Genomic DNA, 19,081 nt, shown 5'->3' on the forward strand with positions numbered 1-19,081 from the left:
GCACGCGCGTCAGGGTTACGTTCCGTCAGAAGGCGGGCTCAGCCTCCCGTCCAGCCCAGCGGGTGGAGTTCGACCGGCCGCGAAGGGGCATCAGGTTCCCCGCCCGCCTCACTGAATGCGGTGAGTGCCGCGATCAGCGCCGCGCGCTGCTCGGGGGCCAGGCGCTCGACGATCGACGCGATCTCCCGGCGGCGCCTGGCCATCACGACCTCGACGATGCGCACGCCCTCCGGCGTCAGCTGAAGCACCGTCTCGCGCCGGTTGTCCTGATTGGTCTGCCGGTCCACCAGGCCGATGGCGATGAGCCGGTCCGCCATGCGCATCGCGGTCGACGGGCTGACCGCGAGCCGCTCCGCGAGCAGTACGAGCTTCGCGGCGCCATGGGTGGACAGCACGACCAGCAGCCGGAACTGCGGGAGCGTCACCCGGTCCTCGACCGAGGCCAGGGATCGCGCGGACACGGCGACCAGCAGCCGGGACGCGGTCAGCACGGCTCGGGTCACCGCCTCCACATCGTCCATCCCGCCGGAGGCAGCTGTCTGTTCGGCCATGGCCTCTTTCCATCCTGCTCCGCCCCGCTGGTGGGAGCGCTGTTGAACATCGCGGTCGCGCCCTGCGTACATCCCCCTGCGTGCCGTGCCGACCGCCACAACCGGCTCCCGAACGCCAGGATCCTCGGCGTCGAGCCGGCAGCCACGACAGGAGATTCACCAGGCGCGCTGTTTCTTTTGCACTGTGCAATGATGCCCGAGCGGAGGGCCCGTTGGATGCCGGGCCTCTGCTCGGGGGCGGCACTGGCACCGTGACGCAGCTCAACACCGCACGCCTGCCTGTCGGCCGGGTCCTCCGTGGCGAAGGCGTGGGTGCCGCTCTCCGAGGACCTTGTGCTCAGGAGGAACGACATGGCTGTGCCCCCCGCCGGCGTGCTCGCCGGCATCGCCGACCTGCTTCATGACCTGCCCGCCGACCGGGGCGGTGCTCTGTGGCGCCTCTCCGATGAAGGGCGGCAGCTGGACGCCAACATCATCCGCATGCTGCCCGCCGCCCGGGTCGCCGGCCATGTCGAACCGGATCTCGACGTGTTGCTGTGTGTGCTGAGCGGCAGCGGCCGACTGGAGACGGACACCGGTGGGCGGCAGGAGCTGGCGGCCGGGTGCGTCGCCTGGCTGCCGCGTGGCGTCCGTCGTGCGCTTTTCGCCGACGAGGACGGACTGGTCTATGTGACGGTGCACTGCCGCCGTCCGGGACTCGCCATCCGCAGCGCCGCCGTGGCGCAAGGCGGCGAAGCGGCATGTCTGCTCAACCGGATCTGTCCCGGCTGCGATCTTCCGGCCGAGGAGATCGGCGCACGTTACTGCAGCCGGTGCGGCAGCCGACTGCCGTCATGAAGGCCCCGGGGAGACCTGATTGACGGTTCGTCAGGAAACTTCTTTTGCAACGGCGATGAGTACAACTCCCGCCCCATCCGTATCAAGGGTCGGACGCGTCCCCCGGTTTCCGTCGGCAACCGGACTCCGCACCCCCCTACAGGAGGCGACGAGTTGAGTCACAGGCGAATACCCAAGCGCAAAGCCGTTCTTGCGGGAGCCGGAGCGGCGGGCATCGCCGCAGCGGCCATCCTGCTGCCCCACGCCAACGCCTCGCAGTCCGGTTCCGGTTCTGCGGCACAGTCGAACCCGAAGACGATGAGCGCCGCATCGGCGGCAGATCTCGTCTCAAGGCTGGCCCCGAAGCTTGGCGAGGCCTTCGGCGGGGCCTACTACGACGCCGCCAAGCAACAGATCATCATCAATGTCGTCGGCGACGACAGCAAGGTCGTCAACCAGGTCAACAAGGCCGGCGCGGTGGCGAGGAGTGTCGAGAACAGCGCGGGCGAACTGAAGTCCGCCGCGAGCACACTGGCCGAGAAGGCCACCATCCCGGGAACGGCTTGGTCCGTAGACCCGAAGACCAACCAGATCCTTGTCACGGCGGACCGCACGGTCGCCGGTGAGAAGTGGAACAGACTCGAGTCGACCGTGAAGTCTCTGGGCGGCGGCATGGCCCGGATCCAGAAGTCGGCAGGAGAGTTCAAGCCCTTCGTCTCGGGCGGCGACGCCATCTTCGGCGGCGGCGCGCGCTGTTCGCTCGGCTTCAATGTGACCACCCAGGACGGTCAGCCCGGCTTCCTCACCGCGGGGCACTGCGGTGTCGCCGCCAAGCAGTGGTCCGCGGAACAGAACGGCGCGCCCATCGGCACCGTCCAGGCGGCCACGTTCCCGGGCGACGGCGACTTCTCCCTCGTCACGTACGACGACCCGGCGACCCAAGCCCCGAGCGAGGTCAACGTCGGTGGCGGGCAGACCGTGCAGATCAAGCAGGCCGCCGACGCGGCTGTCGGCCAGCAGGTGCTCCGTATGGGCAGCACCACCGGGCTGAAGGACGGCCAGGTCACCGGTCTGAACGCCACGGTGAACTACCCGGAGGGCACCGTCACCGGTCTCATCCAGACCAATGTCTGTGCGGAACCGGGCGACAGCGGAGGATCGCTCTTCACCCAGGACGGAAACGCGATCGGCCTCACCTCGGGCGGCAGCGGAGACTGCACCTCGGGCGGCGAGACGTTCTTCCAGCCTGTGACCACGGCGCTGGCCGCGGTGGGCGCCGAGATCGGCGCGGGCGGTAATGGTGGCGCGGGCAATGCGGGCGCCGGTAATGCGGGCGCGGGCGACGCGGGCGCTGGTAACGGTGACGCGGGCGCCGGTAACGCGGGCGCGGGCAATGCGGGCGCTGGTAACGGTGACGCGGGCAACGGTGACGCGGGCAACGCGGGCGCCGGTAACGGTGACGCCGGAAATGCGGGCGCCGGTAACGGTGACGCGGCGGGCAACGGTGACGCGGGCAACGCGGGCGGCGCCGACGCCGGCGCGGCAGGCGACGGCGGCGCCGCGGTCGACGGCGGGGCGCACAACGCCGGCTGACACCAACACCCGCAGGACAGCACGCGGCCCCGGGCATCGACCGATGCCCGGGGCCGGGCGTCATTCGGCCTCTTCGTCGGCAGCCGCGCAGTCGGCGGCCGTGCCGTCGAGTTCGGCCGTGTCCAGCGTGGCGGTCAGCGCGTCGAGGCCCGCGCGCAGCTCGCGGATCTTGTCCAGGGACATACCCGTCGCCGCCGCGATCCTGCGCGGCACGTCCAGTGCCTTCTCGCGCAGCGCGGCGCCCGCGGCGGTGGGGCGGGCGGTGACGGAGCGCTCGTCCTCGATGCTGCGCCTGCGCTCCACGTAACCCGCCGACTCCAGCCGCTTGAGCAGGGGTGACAGGGTGCCCGAGTCCAGGCGCAGATGCTCGCCGATCCGCTTCACCGGCAGCTCGCCGTGCTCCCAGAGCACCAGCATCACCAGATACTGCGGGTAAGTGAGGCCGAGGTCCTTGAGCGCGATCCGGTAGACGCCGTTGAAGGCCCGGGACGCGGCGTGCAGCGAGAAGCAGATCTGGTGGTCGAGGCGGAGGAAGTCCTCGTCCGGCACGGTTGTCAGCGTCGTCTTCTCCATGGAGCCAGGGTATACCTCACATCATTTAGTTGTGCACAACTGAATTGTGTGTCACTATCGTGTCGACGGTTCTCCACGGACGAAGAGGGATGCAACTCATGGACGCGCTCTACACCGCTGTCGCCACCGCCAACGGCCGCGAAGGCCGCGCTGTCAGCTCCGACGGCCACATCGACCTGCCGCTCGCCTTCCCCCAGGCGCTGGGTGGCAACGGCCAGGGCACCAACCCCGAGCAGCTCTTCGCCGCCGGGTACGCCGCCTGCTTCGCCAGTGCCATGGGTGCCATCGGCCGTCAGGAGAAGATCGACGTCAAGGATGCCTCGGTGACCGCCGAGGTCAGCATCGGCAAGGACACCGACGGCGGCTTCGCCCTCTCCGTGATCATGCGGGTCGAGCTGCCCGACCACCTGCAGGGCGAGGCGGGCCGCGATCTGCTCGAGAAGACCCACGCCTACTGCCCGTACTCCAAGGCCACCCGCGGCAACCTGCCGATCGAGCTCGTCATCGAGTAACGCCGGTCAGGCCGCCTCGAGCAGCCGCTTGCGGCACTCCTCCACATCGAAGCCGGCTTCGGGGTACTGCGGATCCAGTGCCTCGAGGTGCTCGAGCAGCAGCTTGCTGATCGCCCAGTTGCGGTACCACTTGCGGTCGGACGGTACGAGGTACCAAGGCGCCGCCTCCGTCGAGCAGCGCTTCAGGGCGATCCCGTACGCCTTCTGGTATTGCGGCCACAGCGCGCGGTCCTCGATGTCGCTGGGGCTGAACTTCCAGTGCTTCTCCGGATTGTCGAGGCGTGCCAGAAGGCGGCGGCGCTGCTCCTCGTAGCTGATGTGCAGGAACACCTTCACGACCGTGGTCCCCTTCTCGACGAGTTCCTCCTCGAAGTCGTTGATCTGGCGGTAGCGGCTGCCGAGATGGCGGCGCGGGACCAGTTCGTGGACGCGGGCGATCAGTACGTCCTCGTAGTGCGAGCGGTCGAAGATCCCGATCTCGCCGGGCACCGGCAGGGCCCTGACGATGCGCCAGAGAAATGGGTGGTTCCGCTCCTCGGGCGTCGGGGTCTTGAACGCCTTGATCCGGCAGCCGGCCGGGTTGAAGAGGCCGACCACATGCTTGAGCGTGCCGCCCTTGCCGCTGGTGTCCATGCCCTGGAGCACGAGGAGGAGCCGGCGGCGGTCGCCCGCCGTGCTCGCCGCGTAGAGACGTTCCTGGAGGGCGGCGAGCTGTTCACCCATCCGGGCGGTCGCCGCCAGTCCGGCGGCCTTGTCCGTAGGGCCGGCCGGGGTGGCTCCGGGGTCGTACGAGGAGAGGTCGACGGGTTCGCCCCCAGGGATGCGCAGCAGCTCACGGAGTTGAGCCGGCCGCTTCTGCCTCTTCCCCCTGTCCTTCGCCGTGCGCTCCTTCGCGTCCTTCCCTGCCTGCTTCTTCGCGGTCTTCTTCTCGTCCTTCTTGCCGTCCTTCTTGGCCACCGCGTGCCCCTTCCGGCTCCGGTCCCTTCCCTCGATCGTGCGACGGAACCCCGGCTCCCGCGAGCGTGGTGTGGTGGAAGGGCAGGTTCAGCACGAATGCCGTGACAGCCGCGCTCGTGATACCGCTGCCGGTGATGATCTGCGCGCCAGGACGGGAATCCGTCGTAGATCCCGTCGGCCATCTCCGGCAGCAGACCCGCACCCAGCGACACCGAAGCGATGGTCAGGTTGTGGCTCTGCCTCAGGTCGACCCGGCGTCGGCGGCGAGCATCGAGCCGTACACGGCCTGCATGCCGTACTCCTGCTCGATCAGGATCATCGGCGTCACACCGGCGAAGGTGGCGCCGGTGACGATGGGGAGGCGGATGCCGAGGATCCTGCCGATGCCCGGGCTCTGGATCAGCGTCACCAGACCCGCGACGAGCAGATCCGCGTTGATGAGCAGGGCGATCGCCGAGGAGTCGAGTCCCGCCGCGGCGCCGAAGACCAGCGGCACGGTGATGCAGCCGGTGTACATGATCAGCACATGCTGGATGCCGAGCGAGGCCGGCCCGGCGAGCGGCGGCCGTCGGTCGACGGGGTGGCGGAAGTCGGCATCCGGAGCATCAATGGCAGGCCTTTCGGGAGACTGACCAGCATTGATGCAGGCGATCTTTGAGACCGTGGGGCGGATGCGTTGCGCACGTGTTGCGCCGCACCCGCCCCCGTCCGGGTGGCTCAGAGGATCAGCACCACGGCCCGGTGACCGCGAACGTCGTGCCGGGCGTATAGCAGTTGACGTACATGGTCTCCCCGTCCGGCGAGAAGGTGACGCCCGCGAACTCGCCCCATTCCGGCTCCTCGGACGTGCCACCCGCCGCGGCAGCGGCCGAAGTAATTGCCTGAGCGTTGCGCGCCATCGGGTAGACCTCGCCGCGCTTCGTCAGCCCGTACACATGCTGCTTGCCCCCGCCGTCCTCGCACACCATCAGCCCACCGCTGGGCGCGAGACAGATGTTGTCGGGAGATTCGCCGGGCAGCTGGATGTCCGTGCTCGGACCGAAGACGATCACCAGAGTGAGCCGGCGCCGGTGCGGCTCGTACTTCCACACCTGCCCGAAATGGTCTGCGGCCGAGCCCGCCTTGCTGACGGCGAAGCTGGAGACGAAGTAGACGGAGCTTCCGCCCCAGTAGCAGCCCTCCAGCTTCTGGGCGTGTGTGATGCCCTTCGGGCCGAAGTCCTGCAGGCGGACCGGGGTCTCCTTCGCCTGGCTGTCCGGTACGGGCACCCACTCGATCCGGTCGAAGCTCGCGCCGGTCTCCTGGATCGCGGACAGATCGGGCACCCCGGGCACCCGCATCGCCTCCAGCGTCCCGCCCGCGCGCAGCGAGCCCGTACCGCCGAGCGGTTTGTTCGGCAGGAAGCGGTAGAAGAGCCCGAACGGCCGGTCGAAGGCGTCCTCCGTCTCGTACACGATCCCGCTCTTCGGATCGACGGCGATCGCCTCGTGCTGGAACCGGCCCATCGCGGTGAGCGGTACGGCGCCGGTACGGCGCGGATCGGCGCCGTCGACCTCGAAAATGAAGCCGTGGTCCTTGGTGTAGCCATTGGTGCCGGCTCGGTCCTCGGTCTCCTCGCAGGTGAGCCAGGTGCCCCACGGGGTGGGCCCGCCCGCGCAGTTGACGGCCGTCCCGGCGATGGCGACGCGCTCGGACAGCACATTGTTGCGGCTGTCCAGCTCAAGGGCCGTACAGCCGCCCTTGCCCATCGGGTCGTAGGTGAGGCCCTCGACGGCCGGGACAGCGATCTTGGCGGTGACGCGGTTCTCGTGGTTGCGCACCAGGTGGACGCGGCCGCGCCGGCCGGCGAAGGCCGACATGCCGTCGTGGTTGCTGGGAACCTTGCCCTCGCCCGAGCGCAGTGGATCTCCCTCGCGGGAGAGAACCTGGTAGCGGAAACCTTTTGGCAGATCGAGCAGCCCGGCCGGGTCGGGGACGAGCGGGCCGTACCCGCTGTGCCCGCGGGCGGCTGCGGTGCCCGCGAAGAGTTCGGAGAAAGCACCGGTGAAGGCGATCCCGGCGCTCAACGCACCGGTACGAGCCAGGACTTGTCGTCGTGTTGTGGACATGGGGCAACTCCCTGCTGGCGGACAGGAGATGTGACCCGCACGTGTGTATCACGCGGTTCGGTGACACGAGAACCGTGCGGGCCACTATGCCTTTGTGTGTGGCTGTGCTTGTCGCCGCGCCCCGGCCGGGTCAGGCGAGGGAAGCGCTGAGCGTGATCGTCGTACCTGTCAGAGCCTGGCTCACCGGGCAGTTCTTCTTGGCGTCCTCGGCGGCCGCGGCGAAGGCATCCGCGTCGAGACCGGGGACCTCGCCCTGCACCGTGAGGTGTATGCCGGTGATGCCCTCACCGGGCTGGAAGGTCACATCGGCCTTGGTCTCCAGCCGGGTGGGCGGGGTACCGGCGCCGGTCAGACCGTGCGAGAGGGCCATGGAGAAGCAGCTCGAGTGGGCGGCCGCGATGAGCTCCTCGGGACTGGTCTTGCCGTTGGCCTGCTCGGCGCGGGACGGCCAGTTGACCGGGTAGCTGCCGATGCCCGACGAGTCGAGGGTGACGGTGCCCGAGCCCTTGAGCAGCTCGCCTTCCCAGACGGTGTGCGCCGTACGCGTGGTGGCCATGATGGTTCCCCTTCTGATGGCTAAGAGGGCTTTCGGCCCCCAAAGCCCCAAACCTACTGCCCCACAAGCCCCTTCGCGTCCCGGGCCAGCGCGGTGAGCCGCGAGATTGCCCGGAAGTACTTCTTCCGATAGCCGCCGTTCAGCATCTCTTCGCTGAAGAGCCGGTCGAAGGGCATTCCCGAGGCGAGCACCGGCACCTCCCGGTCGTACAGCCGGTCGGCGAGTACGACCAGTCGCAGTGCCGTCGACTGGTCGGGGATGGGCCGGACATCGGTGAGGCAGACCGCGCGCAGACCGTCGGTGAGGGCCCCGTACCGGCTCGGGTGGACCTTCGCGAGGTGCTCGAGGAGATGCGGGAAGTCGTCCAGGGACGCGCCTTCGGTGGCGTACGCGGTCTTGGCGACCTGCTCGTCGGAGTACGGGGGAGGGGCCTCGGGCATCCCGCGGTGACGGTAGTCCTCGCCGTCGATCCGCAGTGGCCGGAAGTGCGCGGAGAGCCCCTGGATCTCGCGGAGGAAGTCGGCGGCGGCGAACCGGCCCTCGCCGAGCTTGCCGGGCAGCGTGTTGGAGGTGGCCGCCAGCGCGACGCCCGCGTCGACGAGCTTTCCGAGCAGCGTCGATACGAGGACGGTGTCACCCGGGTCGTCCAGTTCGAATTCGTCGATGCAGAGCAGCCGGTGCCCGCTCAGTGTCTGCACGGTCTGCTGGAAGCCGAGCGCGCCCACCAGGTTCGTCAGCTCCACAAAGGTGCCGAAGGCCTTGAGTGACGCGTCCGCCGGGGTGGCGTGCCAGAGGGAGGCCAGCAGATGGGTCTTGCCCACGCCGTAGCCGCCGTCGAGATAGACGCCGCGCGGCCCGATGGGGGCCGCGGGCTTCTTGCTGAACCACTTGCGCTTGGCGGCGCCGCTCGCGTGTGCCCCGCCGAGGCCCGCCGCGAAGGAGCTCAGGACCGTGACCGCCTCGGTCTGGCTGGGCTGGTTCGGGTCGGGGACGTAGGTGTCGAAGCGCACCGAGTCGAAGCGCGGCGGCGGCACCATCTCGGCGACCAGACGGTCGGCGGGTACGCGCGGCTCGCGGGCGCACAGGGACAGTGGGGCCGCTTCGGTTATGGGGCTTGTCGACACAGTTCCCAACTGTAAGGGCCGTGCCAGACTGCACAGCATGCGACGCCTGTTCCCTGTGACCGATCAGACAGCCGCCGTGGACCGCGAGTGGTCCCTGGACGAGCTGGCCGACGCCTATGGGTATCCGGACGGGGGCGGGCCCTGGCTGCGGGCGAACATGGTCTCCACGCTGGACGGGGCGGGACAGCACGAGGGGCGCTCCCAGCCGATCTCCTCCGCCACGGACATGCGGATCTTCGGAACCCTGCGGGGTCTCGCCGACGCGGTCGTGGTCGGCGCGGAAACGGTACGCCTCGAGGGCTACCGCCCCGCCCGTGCTCGCGAGGCCTTCGCCGAGCGGCGGGCCGCGGCCGGCCAGGGCCCCGCCCCCGCCATCGCCGTGGTCAGCGCCTCGCTCGACCTGGACTTCTCGCTTCCGCTGTACGCCGAGCCGCTCGTTCCGACGCTGCTGCTGACGGGGGCCGCGGCGCCCCCGGACCGTATCCGGGCGGCGGAGAAGGCGGGCGCGGAGGTGGTGATCGCCGGGGACGGCCCCGGGGTGGAGCCGCTCAGGGCGGTACGGGCGCTCGCCGAGCGGGGACTGGTCCGGCTGCTCACCGAGGGCGGGCCACGGCTGCTGGGCCAGTTCGTGGCGGCCGGGGCGCTGGACGAGCTGTGTCTGAGCCTGTCGCCGACACTGACGGCAGGGAACGCGCAGCGGATCGCGGGCGGACCGGCGCCGGCTGTTCCGGAGAGGTTCGCCCTGGCATCGGTACTGGAGGAGGCAGGGTTCCTTTTCACCCGCTACCGTCGCACCTGACAATCGGCGGAATTTGCCGTTCCGGTTGGTTTCCGCGAGGCACACTTACTCTCGCAGACCCCGTGCGGGCACGGGGAAGGATGGTTTCCGCAGAAGGGCTCCTGACGTGTTCACAAGCGTATTGATGATCGAGAAGCCCCTGACCTCCGAGGACGTTGAGTTCGTCACCACTCTGCACGGGGAGGAGAACATTTCCTTCATCGTGCTGATGCAGCCCCGAGGCGATCAGGCCGATCTCCTGCTGCGTGCCATCGACGACGTGGCACTCGGCGAACTGAAGGAGGCCGCCCACGAGGGCGACGAGCCCGAGGGAAAGGATGCCAAGGGCCCCGCCGAGCTCGCCCTGGAGCACTCGCTCGGGGTGCTCCGGGCGGCGGGCTGCGAGGCGGTCGGCCAGGTCGTCGAGGACCATCCGCTGGACAAGCTGAAGTCCGTGGTGGACGAGTCGGGCGCCGACGAGGTGATCGTGCTGACCGCGCCGCACTATGTGGAGGAGTTCTTCCACCGGGACTGGGCCTCCCGGGCCCGCCACAAGGTCGGCGTCCCCGTGCTCAAGCTCTTCGCGCACAGCGAATAGGCTGGAGCCCCGCACGTACTCGCACGCACTCGCACAGCGTTACGTGTACATCTCTACTCGTACATCTTGGGGAGACACACGCATGGCACCCGCCATCCCTAGCGCCATGGAACGCCCGCACTTCATCGGCATCGGCGGCGCCGGAATGTCGGGCATCGCGAAGATCCTCGCCCAGCGCGGCGCGAAGGTGGCGGGCAGCGACGCGAAGGAGTCGGCCACGGCGGAGGCCCTGCGCGCGCTCGGCGCCACCGTCCACATCGGGCACGCGGCCGAGTACCTGGCGACCGACGCCAGCTGCGTCGTCGTCTCCAGCGCGATCCGCGCCGACAACCCGGAGCTGGCGCGCGCGACCGAGCTCTCCGTGCCGGTCGTCCACCGCTCCGACGCGCTGGCCTCGCTGATGACCGGGCTGCGCTCGATCGCCGTCGCCGGCACCCACGGCAAGACCACCACGACGTCCATGCTGGCCGTGGCCCTCACCGAGCTGGGGCTCGACCCCTCGTACGCGATCGGCGGCGACCTCGAAGGGCCGGGGACGAACGCCCGCCACGGTGCGGGCGACATCTTCGTCGCCGAGGCCGACGAGAGCGACCGCAGCTTCCAGAAGTACGTCCCCGAGGTCGCGATCGTCCTCAATGTGGAGCTCGACCACCACGCCAACTACGCCTCGATGGACGAGATCTACGACTCCTTCGAGACGTTCGTCGGCAAGGTCGTCCCGGGCGGCACGCTGGTGATCTCGGCGGACCAGCCCGGCGCGGTCGAGCTCACCGCGCGCGTCCGCGACCTGTCCACGCTGAAGGTCGTCACCTACGGCGAGTCCGAGTCCGCCGACGTCCGCGTCCACAAGGTCACCCCGCGCGGCCTCACCAGCGAGGTCACGGTTCTGCTCGGTGGCCGGTTCCTCACCTTCACCGTCTCGGTCCCCGGCAGCCACTACGCGCACAATGCCGTGGCCGCCCTTGCCGCGGGCGTCGCGCTCGGCATCCCGGCGCACAATCTCGCCTCGGCGATCGGCAAGTACACCGGCGTCAAGCGCCGCCTCCAGCTCAAGGGCGAGGCCGCCGGCGTCCAGGTCATCGACTCGTACGCGCACCACCCGACCGAGATGACCGCCGACCTCGAGGCGATGCGCGGCGCGGCGTCGGACGCCCGGCTGCTGGTCGTCTTCCAGCCGCACCTCTTCTCCCGTACGCAGGAACTGGGCACGGAGATGGGCCAGGCGCTCGCGCTGGCGGACGCCTCGGTGGTCCTCGACATCTACCCGGCCCGCGAGGACCCGATCCCGGGCATCACCAGCACCCTGATCATCGACGCGGCCCGCGCGGCAGGCGCCGATGTCACGGCCGTCCACGACAAGGCGACCGTCCCCGACGTCATCGCGGGAATGGCGAAGCCGGGCGATCTGGTTCTCACTATGGGCGCGGGTGACGTGACGGACCTCGGTCCGGACATCCTGGCCCGCCTGGCCGGTAGGTAGAACCCGAGGGAGCCGATTTTCATGTCGTACGACGTCGACAAGCCGGACGAGCAGTGGCGTGCCGAGCTGTCCCCCGCGGAGTACCAGGTCCTGCGCAAGGCCGGTACCGAGCCCGCCTTCGTCGGTGAGTACACCGAGACCAAGACGGCGGGTGTCTACTCCTGCCGGGCGTGCGGCGCCGAGCTGTTCCGCTCCGACACGAAATTCGAGTCGCACTGCGGCTGGCCGTCCTTCTACGACCCGAAGGACACGGACGCGGTCGAGCTGATCGAGGACCGCTCGCACGGGATGGCCCGCACGGAGGTGCGGTGCGCGCGGTGCGGGTCGCATCTGGGCCATGTCTTCGAGGGCGAGGGCTATCCGACGCCGACGGACCAGCGGTACTGCATCAACAGCATTTCGCTGCGGCTGAGCCCGGACGAGGGCTGATCCCGTCAGGAAAATCGGCTGCGAGGGACCATCGGGCCCGCCCACACTGGGCGGGCCCGATCTTCTTCTCCGAGTTCGCCGAAGGAACACCACCGCGTGCAGGCTGCCGTCACCGTCACTCCCGCCCAGATACCCGAACTGCTGCTGGGGCTCGCCACCGTGCGGCCCGTGTTCCTGTGGGGGGCGCCCGGGATCGGGAAGTCCTCGCTCGTGCGGAGGTTCGCCGAATCGCTGGGCCTGGAGTGCGTCAGTCTGCTCGGGACGCAGCTCGCGCCCGAGGATCTGATCGGGGTACCGCAGATCCGGGACGGACGGTCCGTGTTCTGCCCGCCCGAGGCCATCGCGCGGGACGAGCCGTACTGCCTTTTCCTCGACGAGCTGAACGCCGCCGCTCCGGACGTCCAGAAGGCGTTCTACTCGCTGATCCTGGACCGTCGGATCGGCTCCTACGAGCTGCCCGCCGGTTCGATCGTCATCGGTGCCGGGAACCGTGCCACGGACAACGCCCTGGCGCGGCCGATCGCGTCGGCGCTCGTCAACAGGCTCACGCACGTCCATCTGCAGGCATCGGCGGCGGACTGGCTGGTCTGGGCGGGCGAGCACGGCATCCACCCCTGGGTGACGGACTATCTCACCGACCGGCCGGACCACCTGTGGTCCCAGCCGCCCAAGACCGAGGAGCCGTTCTCCACACCCCGGTCCTGGCACATGCTGTCCGACGCCCTGCACTCCTTCGGTCCTGCCATCGACGAGACCACCCTGCGGGTGATCGTGCACGGCACCCTCACGCCCGCGCACGCCGTGTCCTTCTGCGGCTACGCGAAGATCGTGCGCCACACCTTCGGCATCGAGGCGATCCTCAAGGGCGATGCCTCCTGGCCCACCCGGCTCGAGGACCGCGACCTGCTCTACTACCTCGCGGAGGCGTTCCGCGGGCGGCTGGTGAAGGAGCTCCCGCGCCGGAAGGAGCATGTCTCGCCGTCCATGCGGCAGACCGCCTACCGGGCCAAGGCGCTGCTCGTCCAGCTGGCCGAGATCTCCGTCGAGGTCGCGCAGACCGTCATCGCGGATGACGGCGACGGTCTGCCGGTGCTGCCCGCCTGGTTCCTCGTCGAGGCCGCACGCGACATGCCCCGGCTGGTCGAGGCCCGGCGATGAACACCATGTCGTACGCCACTGCCCCGGACGCACCCCGGTGAGTGCCGCATCCAGGAAGCAGAACAGGCCCGACCCCGCCACCGAGGCGTTCGCCGCCGGGCTCGCGCTGGTCAAACGGAACCCGGCCTTCGCGGCCGTCGACGCGGGCTTCTGCCGCCAGGCCAAGTGCGCCGGAACGCCCGCCGGAGGACTGGCCGCCGTCGACTCCAACGGAAGCGTCCACGTCCACCCCACCAAGCGTGCGGACCCGGCCGAGTGGGCCTGGACGATCGCCCACTGCCTGCTGCACTTCGGCTTCGGACACGTACCGGCCGCCAAGGACGACCCGCGCGAGCAGCCCGACCGATTCGACCGCGCGGCCCGCTGCACCGTGGTCAACCGCTTCCTGCTCACCTTCCCGGCCGGCCGGGCACCCGACCACCTCCCCGAGACGTATCCCGGAGGGGACGAGGCCGAGCTCGCAGCCCGCTGGCGCCGCGACGGCATCCCCGCCGCCTACGAGCACTGCGGCACGGCGGGCGAACACCCCGACCAGGTGCTGCAGCCCTGGCGGGCGTGGAACACCACCGTGCCCGACTGGGAGACGGCCTTCGCGCACGCGCTCACCCGCAGTGTGTCCGCCGCCATGGACGTCGCGGGCGGCCGTCGCGACCGGACCACCGGAGAGCGCGTCGCGCAGCGGCCCTGGGACCGTGCCCTGAACTGGTTCGTCTCCTCGTACCCGCTGCTCGGCGGACTCGCAGCGGGTCTCACCGTCGTCGCCGACGCCGAACTCGCCCGCGCCCAGGACATCTCCGTCGCCGCCGTGAGCTCTGCCGCCGGGGAGATCTACGTCAACCCGCTGCGCACCTTCACCGACGAGGAATGGCGGTTCATCCTCGCGCACGAGATGCTGCACGCCGCCCTGCGCCACGGTGAACGCTGCGGCGCCCGCGACGCGTTGTTGTTCAACGTCGCCGCCGACTTCGTCGTGAACGGCTGGCTCGTCGAGATGCGTGTCGGCGAGATGCCCGAAGGGCTGCTGTACGACCCGGACCTCAAGGACCTGTCGGTGGAGGAGGTCTACGACCGCATCGCCACCGACCTGCGTCGCCGTCGCCGGCTCGCGACCCTGCGCGGCAAGGGCGCCGGTGACATCCTCGGCGAGCCGCTGCCGCACGCGGCCGCCCGCCCGTACGCCGACCTGGACGACTTCTACCGCCGCGGCCTGGTCCAGGGTTTCGACCTTCACCGGTACGGGGCACGCGGTCTGCTGCCCGCGGGGCTGATCCAGGAGATCAGGGCCCTGGCCCATCCGCCCGTGCCGTGGGACGCGCGACTGGCCCGCTGGTTCGACGAGTACGTGCCCCGGCCCGAGCCCGTGCGGTCCTATGCCCGCCCGGCCAGGCGGCAGGCGTCCACCCCGGACATTCCCCGCGCGGGTCGGTACTTCCCCTCCGAGGAGACACCGCGCTGCACCTTCGGAGTCGTCCTCGACACCTCCGGCTCGATGAACAGCGCGCTGCTCGGCAAGGCGCTCGGCGCCATCGCCTCGTACGCCGATGCCCGCGACGTACCGGCGGCACGCGTCGTGTTCTGCGACGCCGCGGCGTACGACGCCGGGTATCTGCCACCGGCCGAGATCGCCGGACGGGTGCGGGTCCGCGGGCGCGGCGGGACCGTACTGCAGCCCGGGATCGACCTGTTGCAGCGGGCCGGTGACTTCCCGCCCACCGCCCCGGTGCTCGTGATCACCGACGGCTGGTGCGACCCCCTGCGGATCCGGCGCGAGCACGCCTTCCTGATCCCGCAGGGCGGCTCCCTTCCGTTCACGCCCCGCGGCCCGGTCTTCCGGCTGACCTGAACACGGACGTCAGAGCACGCCGCCCGCCTCGTCGTGGAACACCTCCGGCCAGTAGCGGTAGTCGTCGGCGTCCTTCGCGGGGAGGCAGGCGACGGGGTCGACCGAGGCGAGCACGGCGACCATGGTGTCGGCGAGCTGGTGGTAGAAGTCCTGCGTGAAGTCGTGCTCCTTCTCCATGTTCTGCTGACGGTTGTACATCCACACCGTGAACGCCAGCGTGGAGATGTCCGCGTTGACCGGCGTCGTCGTGCCTGCGCCGTACTCGTGGTACGAGAGGAGGCCCGTACGGCCGTCGATCACGACCTCGAAGTCGTGGACCAGACTGCCGAGACTGATCAGCCTGTCCCCGTCCGCCGGTGTCTCACGGGAAGCGTCGCCGTCCTCACGCGCATCGGCCTCCGCGAGAGTCAGCAGCAGGTATTCGTCGCGCCACAGGCCGAACATGAGCTCCTCCTTCGGGAGCCCGATGTCCGTCAGGAACCGCCGCGTCGGCTCGTGCTCCAGGGCCGCAGGCAGCTCCGACGGATCGATGCGGACGACTCCGTCGGCCCCGAACTCCTCGTCCAGCAGCCCGTCGGGCAGGTCCAGACGCAGGCCCTGCCCCGGGCCGGCGACCAGTGCCATCGGCCGTATCAGCGCGGCTATGCGCCAGAACGCGGGGATCGCGTGATCCCACTCGGCCGGGGTGCCCGCGCTGCCCCACCCGTCGTGGCCCCAGTCCTCGTCGGTGAAGACCGACATCAGCAGGGCCGATGCCTCCGCCACGACGTTGGCGCCGGTCCGCGCGGCCACTTCTCGTACAGCCACATGCTGAACAAGCGCCCCGTACCCCCGTCGAGTACGACCTCCTCCGCGTCGCCGTTCTCGACAATGAGGTGTCCGACGACGAGCAGATCCGCGATGTCCGCGTCGAGGTTCGCAGGGTCTGCCTCCTTGTCGACCAGATACTGCCGCACAGTCACCACCCGTGACTCGGCCAGCGGCGCGAACCGCATCAGGCTGTGCGTGGCGGGCAGCCCGGCCCCGGTCAGACGGTGCCGCGTCGCCTCGTGCGTGATCGACGGATGGAGCGCGTGCGTGGGCACGGTGATGGTCGTCGCAGTCATGATTCCCCGTGGTTCTCTGCGGTGATCTACCGACGACAACAACGATAGGAGCGACCTCTGACAATCGCCGCTCGGCCGTGTGCGAGGCTCCGCGTCAGCCCTGTGCTTCGGCGGCGTAGGTGACGAAGCTCGTCCAGGCGGTGGGGGCGAGGGCGAGTTGGGGGCCGCCGGTGTCCTTGGAGTCGCGGACGTGGACGGTGCTGGGGCAGGTGGCGACCTCGACGCAGTCGTCGCCATCGCCGCCGCTGTAGCTGGACTTGTGCCAGGACAGGGCGACTTCGACGCAGGAGTCGCCATCGCCGCCGCTGTAGCTGCTCTTGAACCAGGCCAGTTCAGTGGTGCTCATGCCGCTCCTCGCATCTGCCGCAACAGGCTCACGGAGTCTTCCAGAGTAAGAGCCTGTGACCGCATCCTGGCATACCGCATCTGGAGCTCACTGACCACTTTCGGGTCGGAGATGAACTGGCCGCTCTTCTGCCCCTCGCAGTAGCCGAGCCACCGGTTGTCCGGGGTCTCCAGCAGCCGCATGGGACCGTCCAGCCCGGCGTGGCTCTGCCGTACCACCGGCATGATCTGGATCTCGATGTTGCGGAGTTCGGCGAGACCGAGGACGTGGTCGATCAGATCCAGCGTGACCTGCCGCCCGCCCGTCCGCCGCAGGAACAGGTGCTCTTCGAGGATGAAGCTGTACGCCGTGTTCGGCCGCTCCCGAAGTAACCGCTGCCGCTCCAGCCGTGCGGCCAACTGTGCCTCGATCTGCTCGTCGCCCAGCGGCGGCAGCTGGTTCGTGAACAGCGTCCGTGCGTACGCCTCCGTCTGCAACAGGCCCGGAATCAACCGGCATTCGTATGTGTAGAGACTGACCGCCTCCGCTTCCAGACTCGCCCACTGCCGGAACCAGCTCGCCAGCCCCGGCCGCCGCGACAGATGCCGTGCCGCGCCTTTCAGCGTGCCGAACGCGTCCAGCACCTCCTCCGCCCGGTCGACGAAATCCGCCGGCGGGAAGCGGCGCCCCTGCTCGATCGACGCCACCGTCGGCAGCGAGTACCGCACCCTCGGTGCGAACTCCTCCTGTGTCAGCCTCGCCCGCCTCCGGAAGGCCTTGACCACCTCCCCGAACGCCTTCAGGCTGTCCGAGACCTCCGGCTCCCCGCCCGAACCGCCCGGTGCGCCCGCCGTCTCCGTCATATACGGCCACCTCCCACGTGCCTGCGCTGAGCAACCCCGCAACCCACCCATGGTCACGGTCAGTTACCCGTACTGTCCACTGTGGGTGCCCGTACGCTGACTCGGCGTACGGGTTCCTGATCTGGGGGAACGCGGCTCCCGGCGGCCACCGTGGGCGCATGCACGCACCCAGCCCCCAACAGCCCCTTGCCGTACGTGTGTTCACCCAGCGCTTCAGTGCCACCCGTCGAGGCGCCCGGCTCGCCAGGCACCTCGCCCTCCACCAGCTGCACGCCTGGGGCATCCCGTACGACTCCGAGCCGTCCGACAGCGCTGCCGTGCTCGTCGCGGAACTCGCCGCGAACGCGGTGACCCACGGTCGCGTACCCGGCCGGGACTTCGAGCTGACGCTCACCCTGAGCGCGGACACGCTCCGGATCGAGGTCTCCGACACCCGTACCGAGCAGCGACCGCCCCGCCCCGGGGAATTGCCGCAGCCACCGGCCCTGGCCGAATCCGGCCGCGGCCTCGTCCTCGTCGAGGCCCTCGCCTGCCGGTGGGAGGTCCTGGGGCGCGGAGGGCTCGGGAAGACCGTTCGCGCGGAGCTCGATCTCCCCGGCTGACTACTTGGGCTGCAGCAGGTCCCAGCGGTTGCCGTACAGGTCCTCGAAGACCGCGACCGAGCCGTACGGCTCGTGTCGCGGCTCCTCCAGGAAGCGGACGCCCGCCGCAGTCATCCGGGCCTGGTCGGCCGCGAAGTCCTCGGTGTGCAGGAAGAAGCCGACCCGCCCACCCGTCTGCGCGCCGACGCTCGCGCGCTGGACGTCGTCCTTGGCGCGGGCCAGCAGCAGTGCCGAGCCATGGCCCGTACCGCGCGGGCGGACCACCACCCAGCGGCTGCCGTCCCCGCGGTCGGTGTCCTCGACCAGTTCGAAGCCGAGGGCGTCGGTGTAGAAGGCGATGGCCTCGTCGTAGTCACGGACGACAAGGGTGACCAGGGCGATGTACGACATGTGGACCACGTTATACGTATGACTGTCCCTGCATCAATGCGATGGAACAATGCGCACCATGCATGCGCCGCCGCCCCCGCCACGCCCGCAGTACCCACCGCACCTCCTGTACCGCGCCCGCGAGCTCGCCGTCCCCGGCCGCCGGCTCATCCTGGGCATCGCAGGAGCCCCCGGCGCCGGGAAGTCGACCCTCGCCGCCCATCTCGTCGAAGCACTCGACGGGCTCGCCGTCCTCGTCCCCATGGACGGTTTCCACCTCGCCCAGGCCGAGCTGGTCCGCCTGGGCCGCGCCGGCCGCAAAGGCGCACCCGACACCTTCGACGCCGCCGGGTACGCCGCCCTGCTCGCCCGGCTGCGCGTCCCCGCCCCGGGCGACACGGTCTACGCGCCCGCCTTCGACCGCGCCCTGGAGGAATCCGTCGCCGGCAGCATTCCGGTCGACCCCGGCATCCCCCTCGTCGTCACCGAGGGCAACTACCTCCTGCACGACGAAGGTCCCTGGGCGCAGGTCAGGCCCCTCCTCGACGAGGTCTGGTACCTGGAGATCGACGACGCCGTACGCGTACGACGCCTCGTCGACCGGCATGTGCGATTCGGCAAGCAGCGGGCGTACGCCGAGCGCTGGGTCCACGACTCCGACGAGCGCAATGCCCGGCTGGTCGCGCGCGGCCGCAACCGTGCCGACTTCGTGGTCACACAAGCCCTGTAGCCCGCTCGGA

General features: G+C 69.8%; 24 protein-coding genes. 12 read left to right on the forward strand and 12 right to left on the reverse strand.

The window, feature by feature from the left end:
* Window positions 1-38: 38 nt before the first annotated feature.
* On the reverse strand, window positions 39-551 hold the full coding sequence (locus ACFWDI_RS04835; protein ID WP_385301354.1) for a MarR family winged helix-turn-helix transcriptional regulator: 513 nt from the start codon (window positions 549-551) through the stop codon (window positions 39-41).
* A gap of 351 nt (window positions 552-902) precedes the next feature.
* Between ACFWDI_RS04835 and ACFWDI_RS04840 the strand changes: the two genes are divergently transcribed.
* Both ACFWDI_RS04840 and ACFWDI_RS04845 read left to right on the forward strand, forming a co-directional pair.
* Window positions 903-1,388: a cupin domain-containing protein gene (locus ACFWDI_RS04840; RefSeq protein WP_385301355.1), complete on the forward strand. Its 486-nt coding sequence runs from the start codon at window positions 903-905 to the stop codon at window positions 1,386-1,388.
* Between the two features lie 153 nt (window positions 1,389-1,541).
* Window positions 1,542-2,960, forward strand: a complete 1,419-nt coding sequence (locus ACFWDI_RS04845; RefSeq protein ID WP_385301356.1) for a S1 family peptidase — start codon at window positions 1,542-1,544, stop codon at window positions 2,958-2,960.
* A 60-nt stretch (window positions 2,961-3,020) separates the two neighbouring features.
* Here the strand turns inward: ACFWDI_RS04845 and ACFWDI_RS04850 are convergent, their stop codons facing one another.
* Window positions 3,021-3,533 carry a MarR family winged helix-turn-helix transcriptional regulator gene (locus tag ACFWDI_RS04850; protein WP_385301357.1) on the reverse strand — a complete coding sequence of 171 codons (513 nt, stop codon included), beginning with the start codon at window positions 3,531-3,533 and terminating at the stop codon, window positions 3,021-3,023.
* A 98-nt stretch (window positions 3,534-3,631) separates the two neighbouring features.
* On the opposite strand from ACFWDI_RS04850, the gene ACFWDI_RS04855 reads away from it, so the two are divergent.
* The gene (locus ACFWDI_RS04855) at window positions 3,632-4,045 is read left to right on the forward strand and encodes an organic hydroperoxide resistance protein (protein ID WP_327326685.1); all 414 of its coding nucleotides are present in this window, start codon (window positions 3,632-3,634) and stop codon (window positions 4,043-4,045) included.
* Window positions 4,046-4,051: 6 nt separating this feature from the next.
* On the opposite strand, the gene ACFWDI_RS04860 is transcribed toward ACFWDI_RS04855, so the two are convergent.
* Both ACFWDI_RS04860 and ACFWDI_RS04865 read right to left on the reverse strand, forming a co-directional pair.
* Window positions 4,052-5,002, reverse strand: a complete 951-nt coding sequence (locus tag ACFWDI_RS04860; protein ID WP_385301358.1) for a PPK2 family polyphosphate kinase — start codon at window positions 5,000-5,002, stop codon at window positions 4,052-4,054.
* A gap of 241 nt (window positions 5,003-5,243) precedes the next feature.
* A complete protein-coding gene (locus ACFWDI_RS04865) occupies window positions 5,244-5,519 on the reverse strand; it encodes a solute carrier family 23 protein (RefSeq protein ID WP_385301632.1) in 276 nt (91 codons plus the stop codon).
* Between the two features lie 9 nt (window positions 5,520-5,528).
* Between ACFWDI_RS04865 and ACFWDI_RS04870 the strand changes: the two genes are divergently transcribed.
* A complete protein-coding gene (locus tag ACFWDI_RS04870; RefSeq protein ID WP_385301359.1) occupies window positions 5,529-5,660 on the forward strand; it encodes a hypothetical protein in 132 nt (43 codons plus the stop codon).
* Between the two features lie 67 nt (window positions 5,661-5,727).
* Here ACFWDI_RS04870 and ACFWDI_RS04875 read toward each other — a convergent pair whose 3' ends face one another.
* From ACFWDI_RS04875 to zapE, 3 genes are all read right to left on the reverse strand, one after another.
* Window positions 5,728-7,110, reverse strand: a complete 1,383-nt coding sequence (locus tag ACFWDI_RS04875; protein ID WP_385301360.1) for an alkaline phosphatase PhoX — start codon at window positions 7,108-7,110, stop codon at window positions 5,728-5,730.
* A 130-nt stretch (window positions 7,111-7,240) separates the two neighbouring features.
* Entirely contained in the window at window positions 7,241-7,666 is a 426-nt protein-coding gene (locus ACFWDI_RS04880; RefSeq protein WP_385301361.1) for an OsmC family peroxiredoxin, read from the reverse strand.
* A gap of 53 nt (window positions 7,667-7,719) precedes the next feature.
* On the reverse strand, window positions 7,720-8,829 hold the full coding sequence (gene zapE / locus ACFWDI_RS04885; protein WP_385301362.1) for a cell division protein ZapE: 1,110 nt from the start codon (window positions 8,827-8,829) through the stop codon (window positions 7,720-7,722).
* Between zapE and ACFWDI_RS04890 the strand changes: the two genes are divergently transcribed.
* From ACFWDI_RS04890 to ACFWDI_RS04915, 6 genes are all read left to right on the forward strand, one after another.
* Window positions 8,828-9,589 (forward strand): pyrimidine reductase family protein, encoded by a 762-nt coding sequence (locus ACFWDI_RS04890; RefSeq protein ID WP_385301364.1) that lies wholly within the window; start codon window positions 8,828-8,830, stop codon window positions 9,587-9,589. The genes zapE and ACFWDI_RS04890 overlap by 2 nt on opposite strands.
* A gap of 106 nt (window positions 9,590-9,695) precedes the next feature.
* Window positions 9,696-10,166 carry an indole-3-glycerol phosphate synthase gene (locus tag ACFWDI_RS04895; protein WP_385301365.1) on the forward strand — a complete coding sequence of 157 codons (471 nt, stop codon included), beginning with the start codon at window positions 9,696-9,698 and terminating at the stop codon, window positions 10,164-10,166.
* Between the two features lie 82 nt (window positions 10,167-10,248).
* Entirely contained in the window at window positions 10,249-11,646 is a 1,398-nt protein-coding gene (murC, locus tag ACFWDI_RS04900; RefSeq protein WP_385301366.1) for a UDP-N-acetylmuramate--L-alanine ligase, read from the forward strand.
* A gap of 21 nt (window positions 11,647-11,667) precedes the next feature.
* Complete coding sequence (gene msrB, locus ACFWDI_RS04905; RefSeq protein WP_385301367.1) at window positions 11,668-12,075, forward strand: peptide-methionine (R)-S-oxide reductase MsrB; 408 nt, start codon at window positions 11,668-11,670, stop codon at window positions 12,073-12,075.
* A 96-nt stretch (window positions 12,076-12,171) separates the two neighbouring features.
* Complete coding sequence (locus ACFWDI_RS04910) at window positions 12,172-13,233, forward strand: ATP-binding protein (RefSeq protein WP_385301368.1); 1,062 nt, start codon at window positions 12,172-12,174, stop codon at window positions 13,231-13,233.
* A gap of 37 nt (window positions 13,234-13,270) precedes the next feature.
* Window positions 13,271-15,076: a hypothetical protein gene (locus tag ACFWDI_RS04915; RefSeq protein ID WP_385301369.1), complete on the forward strand. Its 1,806-nt coding sequence runs from the start codon at window positions 13,271-13,273 to the stop codon at window positions 15,074-15,076.
* A 9-nt stretch (window positions 15,077-15,085) separates the two neighbouring features.
* On the opposite strand, the gene ACFWDI_RS04920 is transcribed toward ACFWDI_RS04915, so the two are convergent.
* The 4 genes from ACFWDI_RS04920 to ACFWDI_RS04935 all read right to left on the reverse strand — a co-directional run bounded on the left by ACFWDI_RS04920 (window position 15,086) and on the right by ACFWDI_RS04935 (window position 17,370).
* Window positions 15,086-15,883, reverse strand: coding sequence for an SUKH-4 family immunity protein (locus ACFWDI_RS04920; protein WP_385301370.1), 798 nt, complete (start codon window positions 15,881-15,883; stop codon window positions 15,086-15,088).
* Complete coding sequence (locus ACFWDI_RS04925; RefSeq protein ID WP_385301371.1) at window positions 15,817-16,182, reverse strand: SUKH-4 family immunity protein; 366 nt, start codon at window positions 16,180-16,182, stop codon at window positions 15,817-15,819. The genes ACFWDI_RS04920 and ACFWDI_RS04925 overlap by 67 nt, the downstream gene beginning before the upstream one ends.
* Window positions 16,183-16,276: 94 nt before the next feature.
* The gene (locus tag ACFWDI_RS04930) at window positions 16,277-16,528 is read right to left on the reverse strand and encodes a DUF397 domain-containing protein (RefSeq protein ID WP_385301372.1); all 252 of its coding nucleotides are present in this window, start codon (window positions 16,526-16,528) and stop codon (window positions 16,277-16,279) included.
* Window positions 16,525-17,370: a helix-turn-helix transcriptional regulator gene (locus tag ACFWDI_RS04935; RefSeq protein WP_327326695.1), complete on the reverse strand. Its 846-nt coding sequence runs from the start codon at window positions 17,368-17,370 to the stop codon at window positions 16,525-16,527. Before ACFWDI_RS04935 ends, ACFWDI_RS04930 begins: the two co-directional genes overlap by 4 nt.
* Before the next feature lie 158 nt (window positions 17,371-17,528).
* Between ACFWDI_RS04935 and ACFWDI_RS04940 the strand changes: the two genes are divergently transcribed.
* On the forward strand, window positions 17,529-17,972 hold the full coding sequence (locus tag ACFWDI_RS04940) for an ATP-binding protein (RefSeq protein ID WP_385301373.1): 444 nt from the start codon (window positions 17,529-17,531) through the stop codon (window positions 17,970-17,972).
* Here the strand turns inward: ACFWDI_RS04940 and ACFWDI_RS04945 are convergent, their stop codons facing one another.
* Complete coding sequence (locus ACFWDI_RS04945) at window positions 17,973-18,362, reverse strand: VOC family protein (RefSeq protein WP_385301374.1); 390 nt, start codon at window positions 18,360-18,362, stop codon at window positions 17,973-17,975.
* 58 nt (window positions 18,363-18,420) lie between these two features.
* Here ACFWDI_RS04945 and ACFWDI_RS04950 point away from each other — a divergent pair, with 58 nt between their 5' ends.
* Window positions 18,421-19,071, forward strand: coding sequence for a nucleoside/nucleotide kinase family protein (locus ACFWDI_RS04950; protein WP_385301633.1), 651 nt, complete (start codon window positions 18,421-18,423; stop codon window positions 19,069-19,071).
* Window positions 19,072-19,081: the final 10 nt, after the last annotated feature.

The sequence above is a fragment of the Streptomyces sp. NPDC060064 genome, from assembly GCF_042736455.1.
Lineage (GTDB): Bacteria > Actinomycetota > Actinomycetes > Streptomycetales > Streptomycetaceae > Streptomyces.

Coding starts and splice junctions, on each gene's coding strand:
- ACFWDI_RS04945 (WP_385301374.1), bottom strand. CDS start 18,362: ATGTCGTACATCGCCCTGGTCACCCTTGTCGTCCGTGACTACGACGAG.
- ACFWDI_RS04890 (WP_385301364.1), top strand. CDS start 8,828: ATGCGACGCCTGTTCCCTGTGACCGATCAGACAGCCGCCGTGGACCGC.
- msrB (WP_385301367.1), top strand. CDS start 11,668: ATGTCGTACGACGTCGACAAGCCGGACGAGCAGTGGCGTGCCGAGCTG.
- ACFWDI_RS04850 (WP_385301357.1), bottom strand. CDS start 3,533: ATGGAGAAGACGACGCTGACAACCGTGCCGGACGAGGACTTCCTCCGC.
- zapE (WP_385301362.1), bottom strand. CDS start 8,829: ATGCTGTGCAGTCTGGCACGGCCCTTACAGTTGGGAACTGTGTCGACA.
- murC (WP_385301366.1), top strand. CDS start 10,249: ATGGCACCCGCCATCCCTAGCGCCATGGAACGCCCGCACTTCATCGGC.
- ACFWDI_RS04870 (WP_385301359.1), top strand. CDS start 5,529: ATGCTGGATGCCGAGCGAGGCCGGCCCGGCGAGCGGCGGCCGTCGGTC.
- ACFWDI_RS04930 (WP_385301372.1), bottom strand. CDS start 16,528: ATGAGCACCACTGAACTGGCCTGGTTCAAGAGCAGCTACAGCGGCGGC.
- ACFWDI_RS04880 (WP_385301361.1), bottom strand. CDS start 7,666: ATGGCCACCACGCGTACGGCGCACACCGTCTGGGAAGGCGAGCTGCTC.
- ACFWDI_RS04875 (WP_385301360.1), bottom strand. CDS start 7,110: ATGTCCACAACACGACGACAAGTCCTGGCTCGTACCGGTGCGTTGAGC.
- ACFWDI_RS04855 (WP_327326685.1), top strand. CDS start 3,632: ATGGACGCGCTCTACACCGCTGTCGCCACCGCCAACGGCCGCGAAGGC.
- ACFWDI_RS04940 (WP_385301373.1), top strand. CDS start 17,529: ATGCACGCACCCAGCCCCCAACAGCCCCTTGCCGTACGTGTGTTCACC.
- ACFWDI_RS04840 (WP_385301355.1), top strand. CDS start 903: ATGGCTGTGCCCCCCGCCGGCGTGCTCGCCGGCATCGCCGACCTGCTT.
- ACFWDI_RS04950 (WP_385301633.1), top strand. CDS start 18,421: ATGCATGCGCCGCCGCCCCCGCCACGCCCGCAGTACCCACCGCACCTC.
- ACFWDI_RS04935 (WP_327326695.1), bottom strand. CDS start 17,370: ATGACGGAGACGGCGGGCGCACCGGGCGGTTCGGGCGGGGAGCCGGAG.
- ACFWDI_RS04865 (WP_385301632.1), bottom strand. CDS start 5,519: ATGTACACCGGCTGCATCACCGTGCCGCTGGTCTTCGGCGCCGCGGCG.
- ACFWDI_RS04925 (WP_385301371.1), bottom strand. CDS start 16,182: ATGACTGCGACGACCATCACCGTGCCCACGCACGCGCTCCATCCGTCG.
- ACFWDI_RS04835 (WP_385301354.1), bottom strand. CDS start 551: ATGGCCGAACAGACAGCTGCCTCCGGCGGGATGGACGATGTGGAGGCG.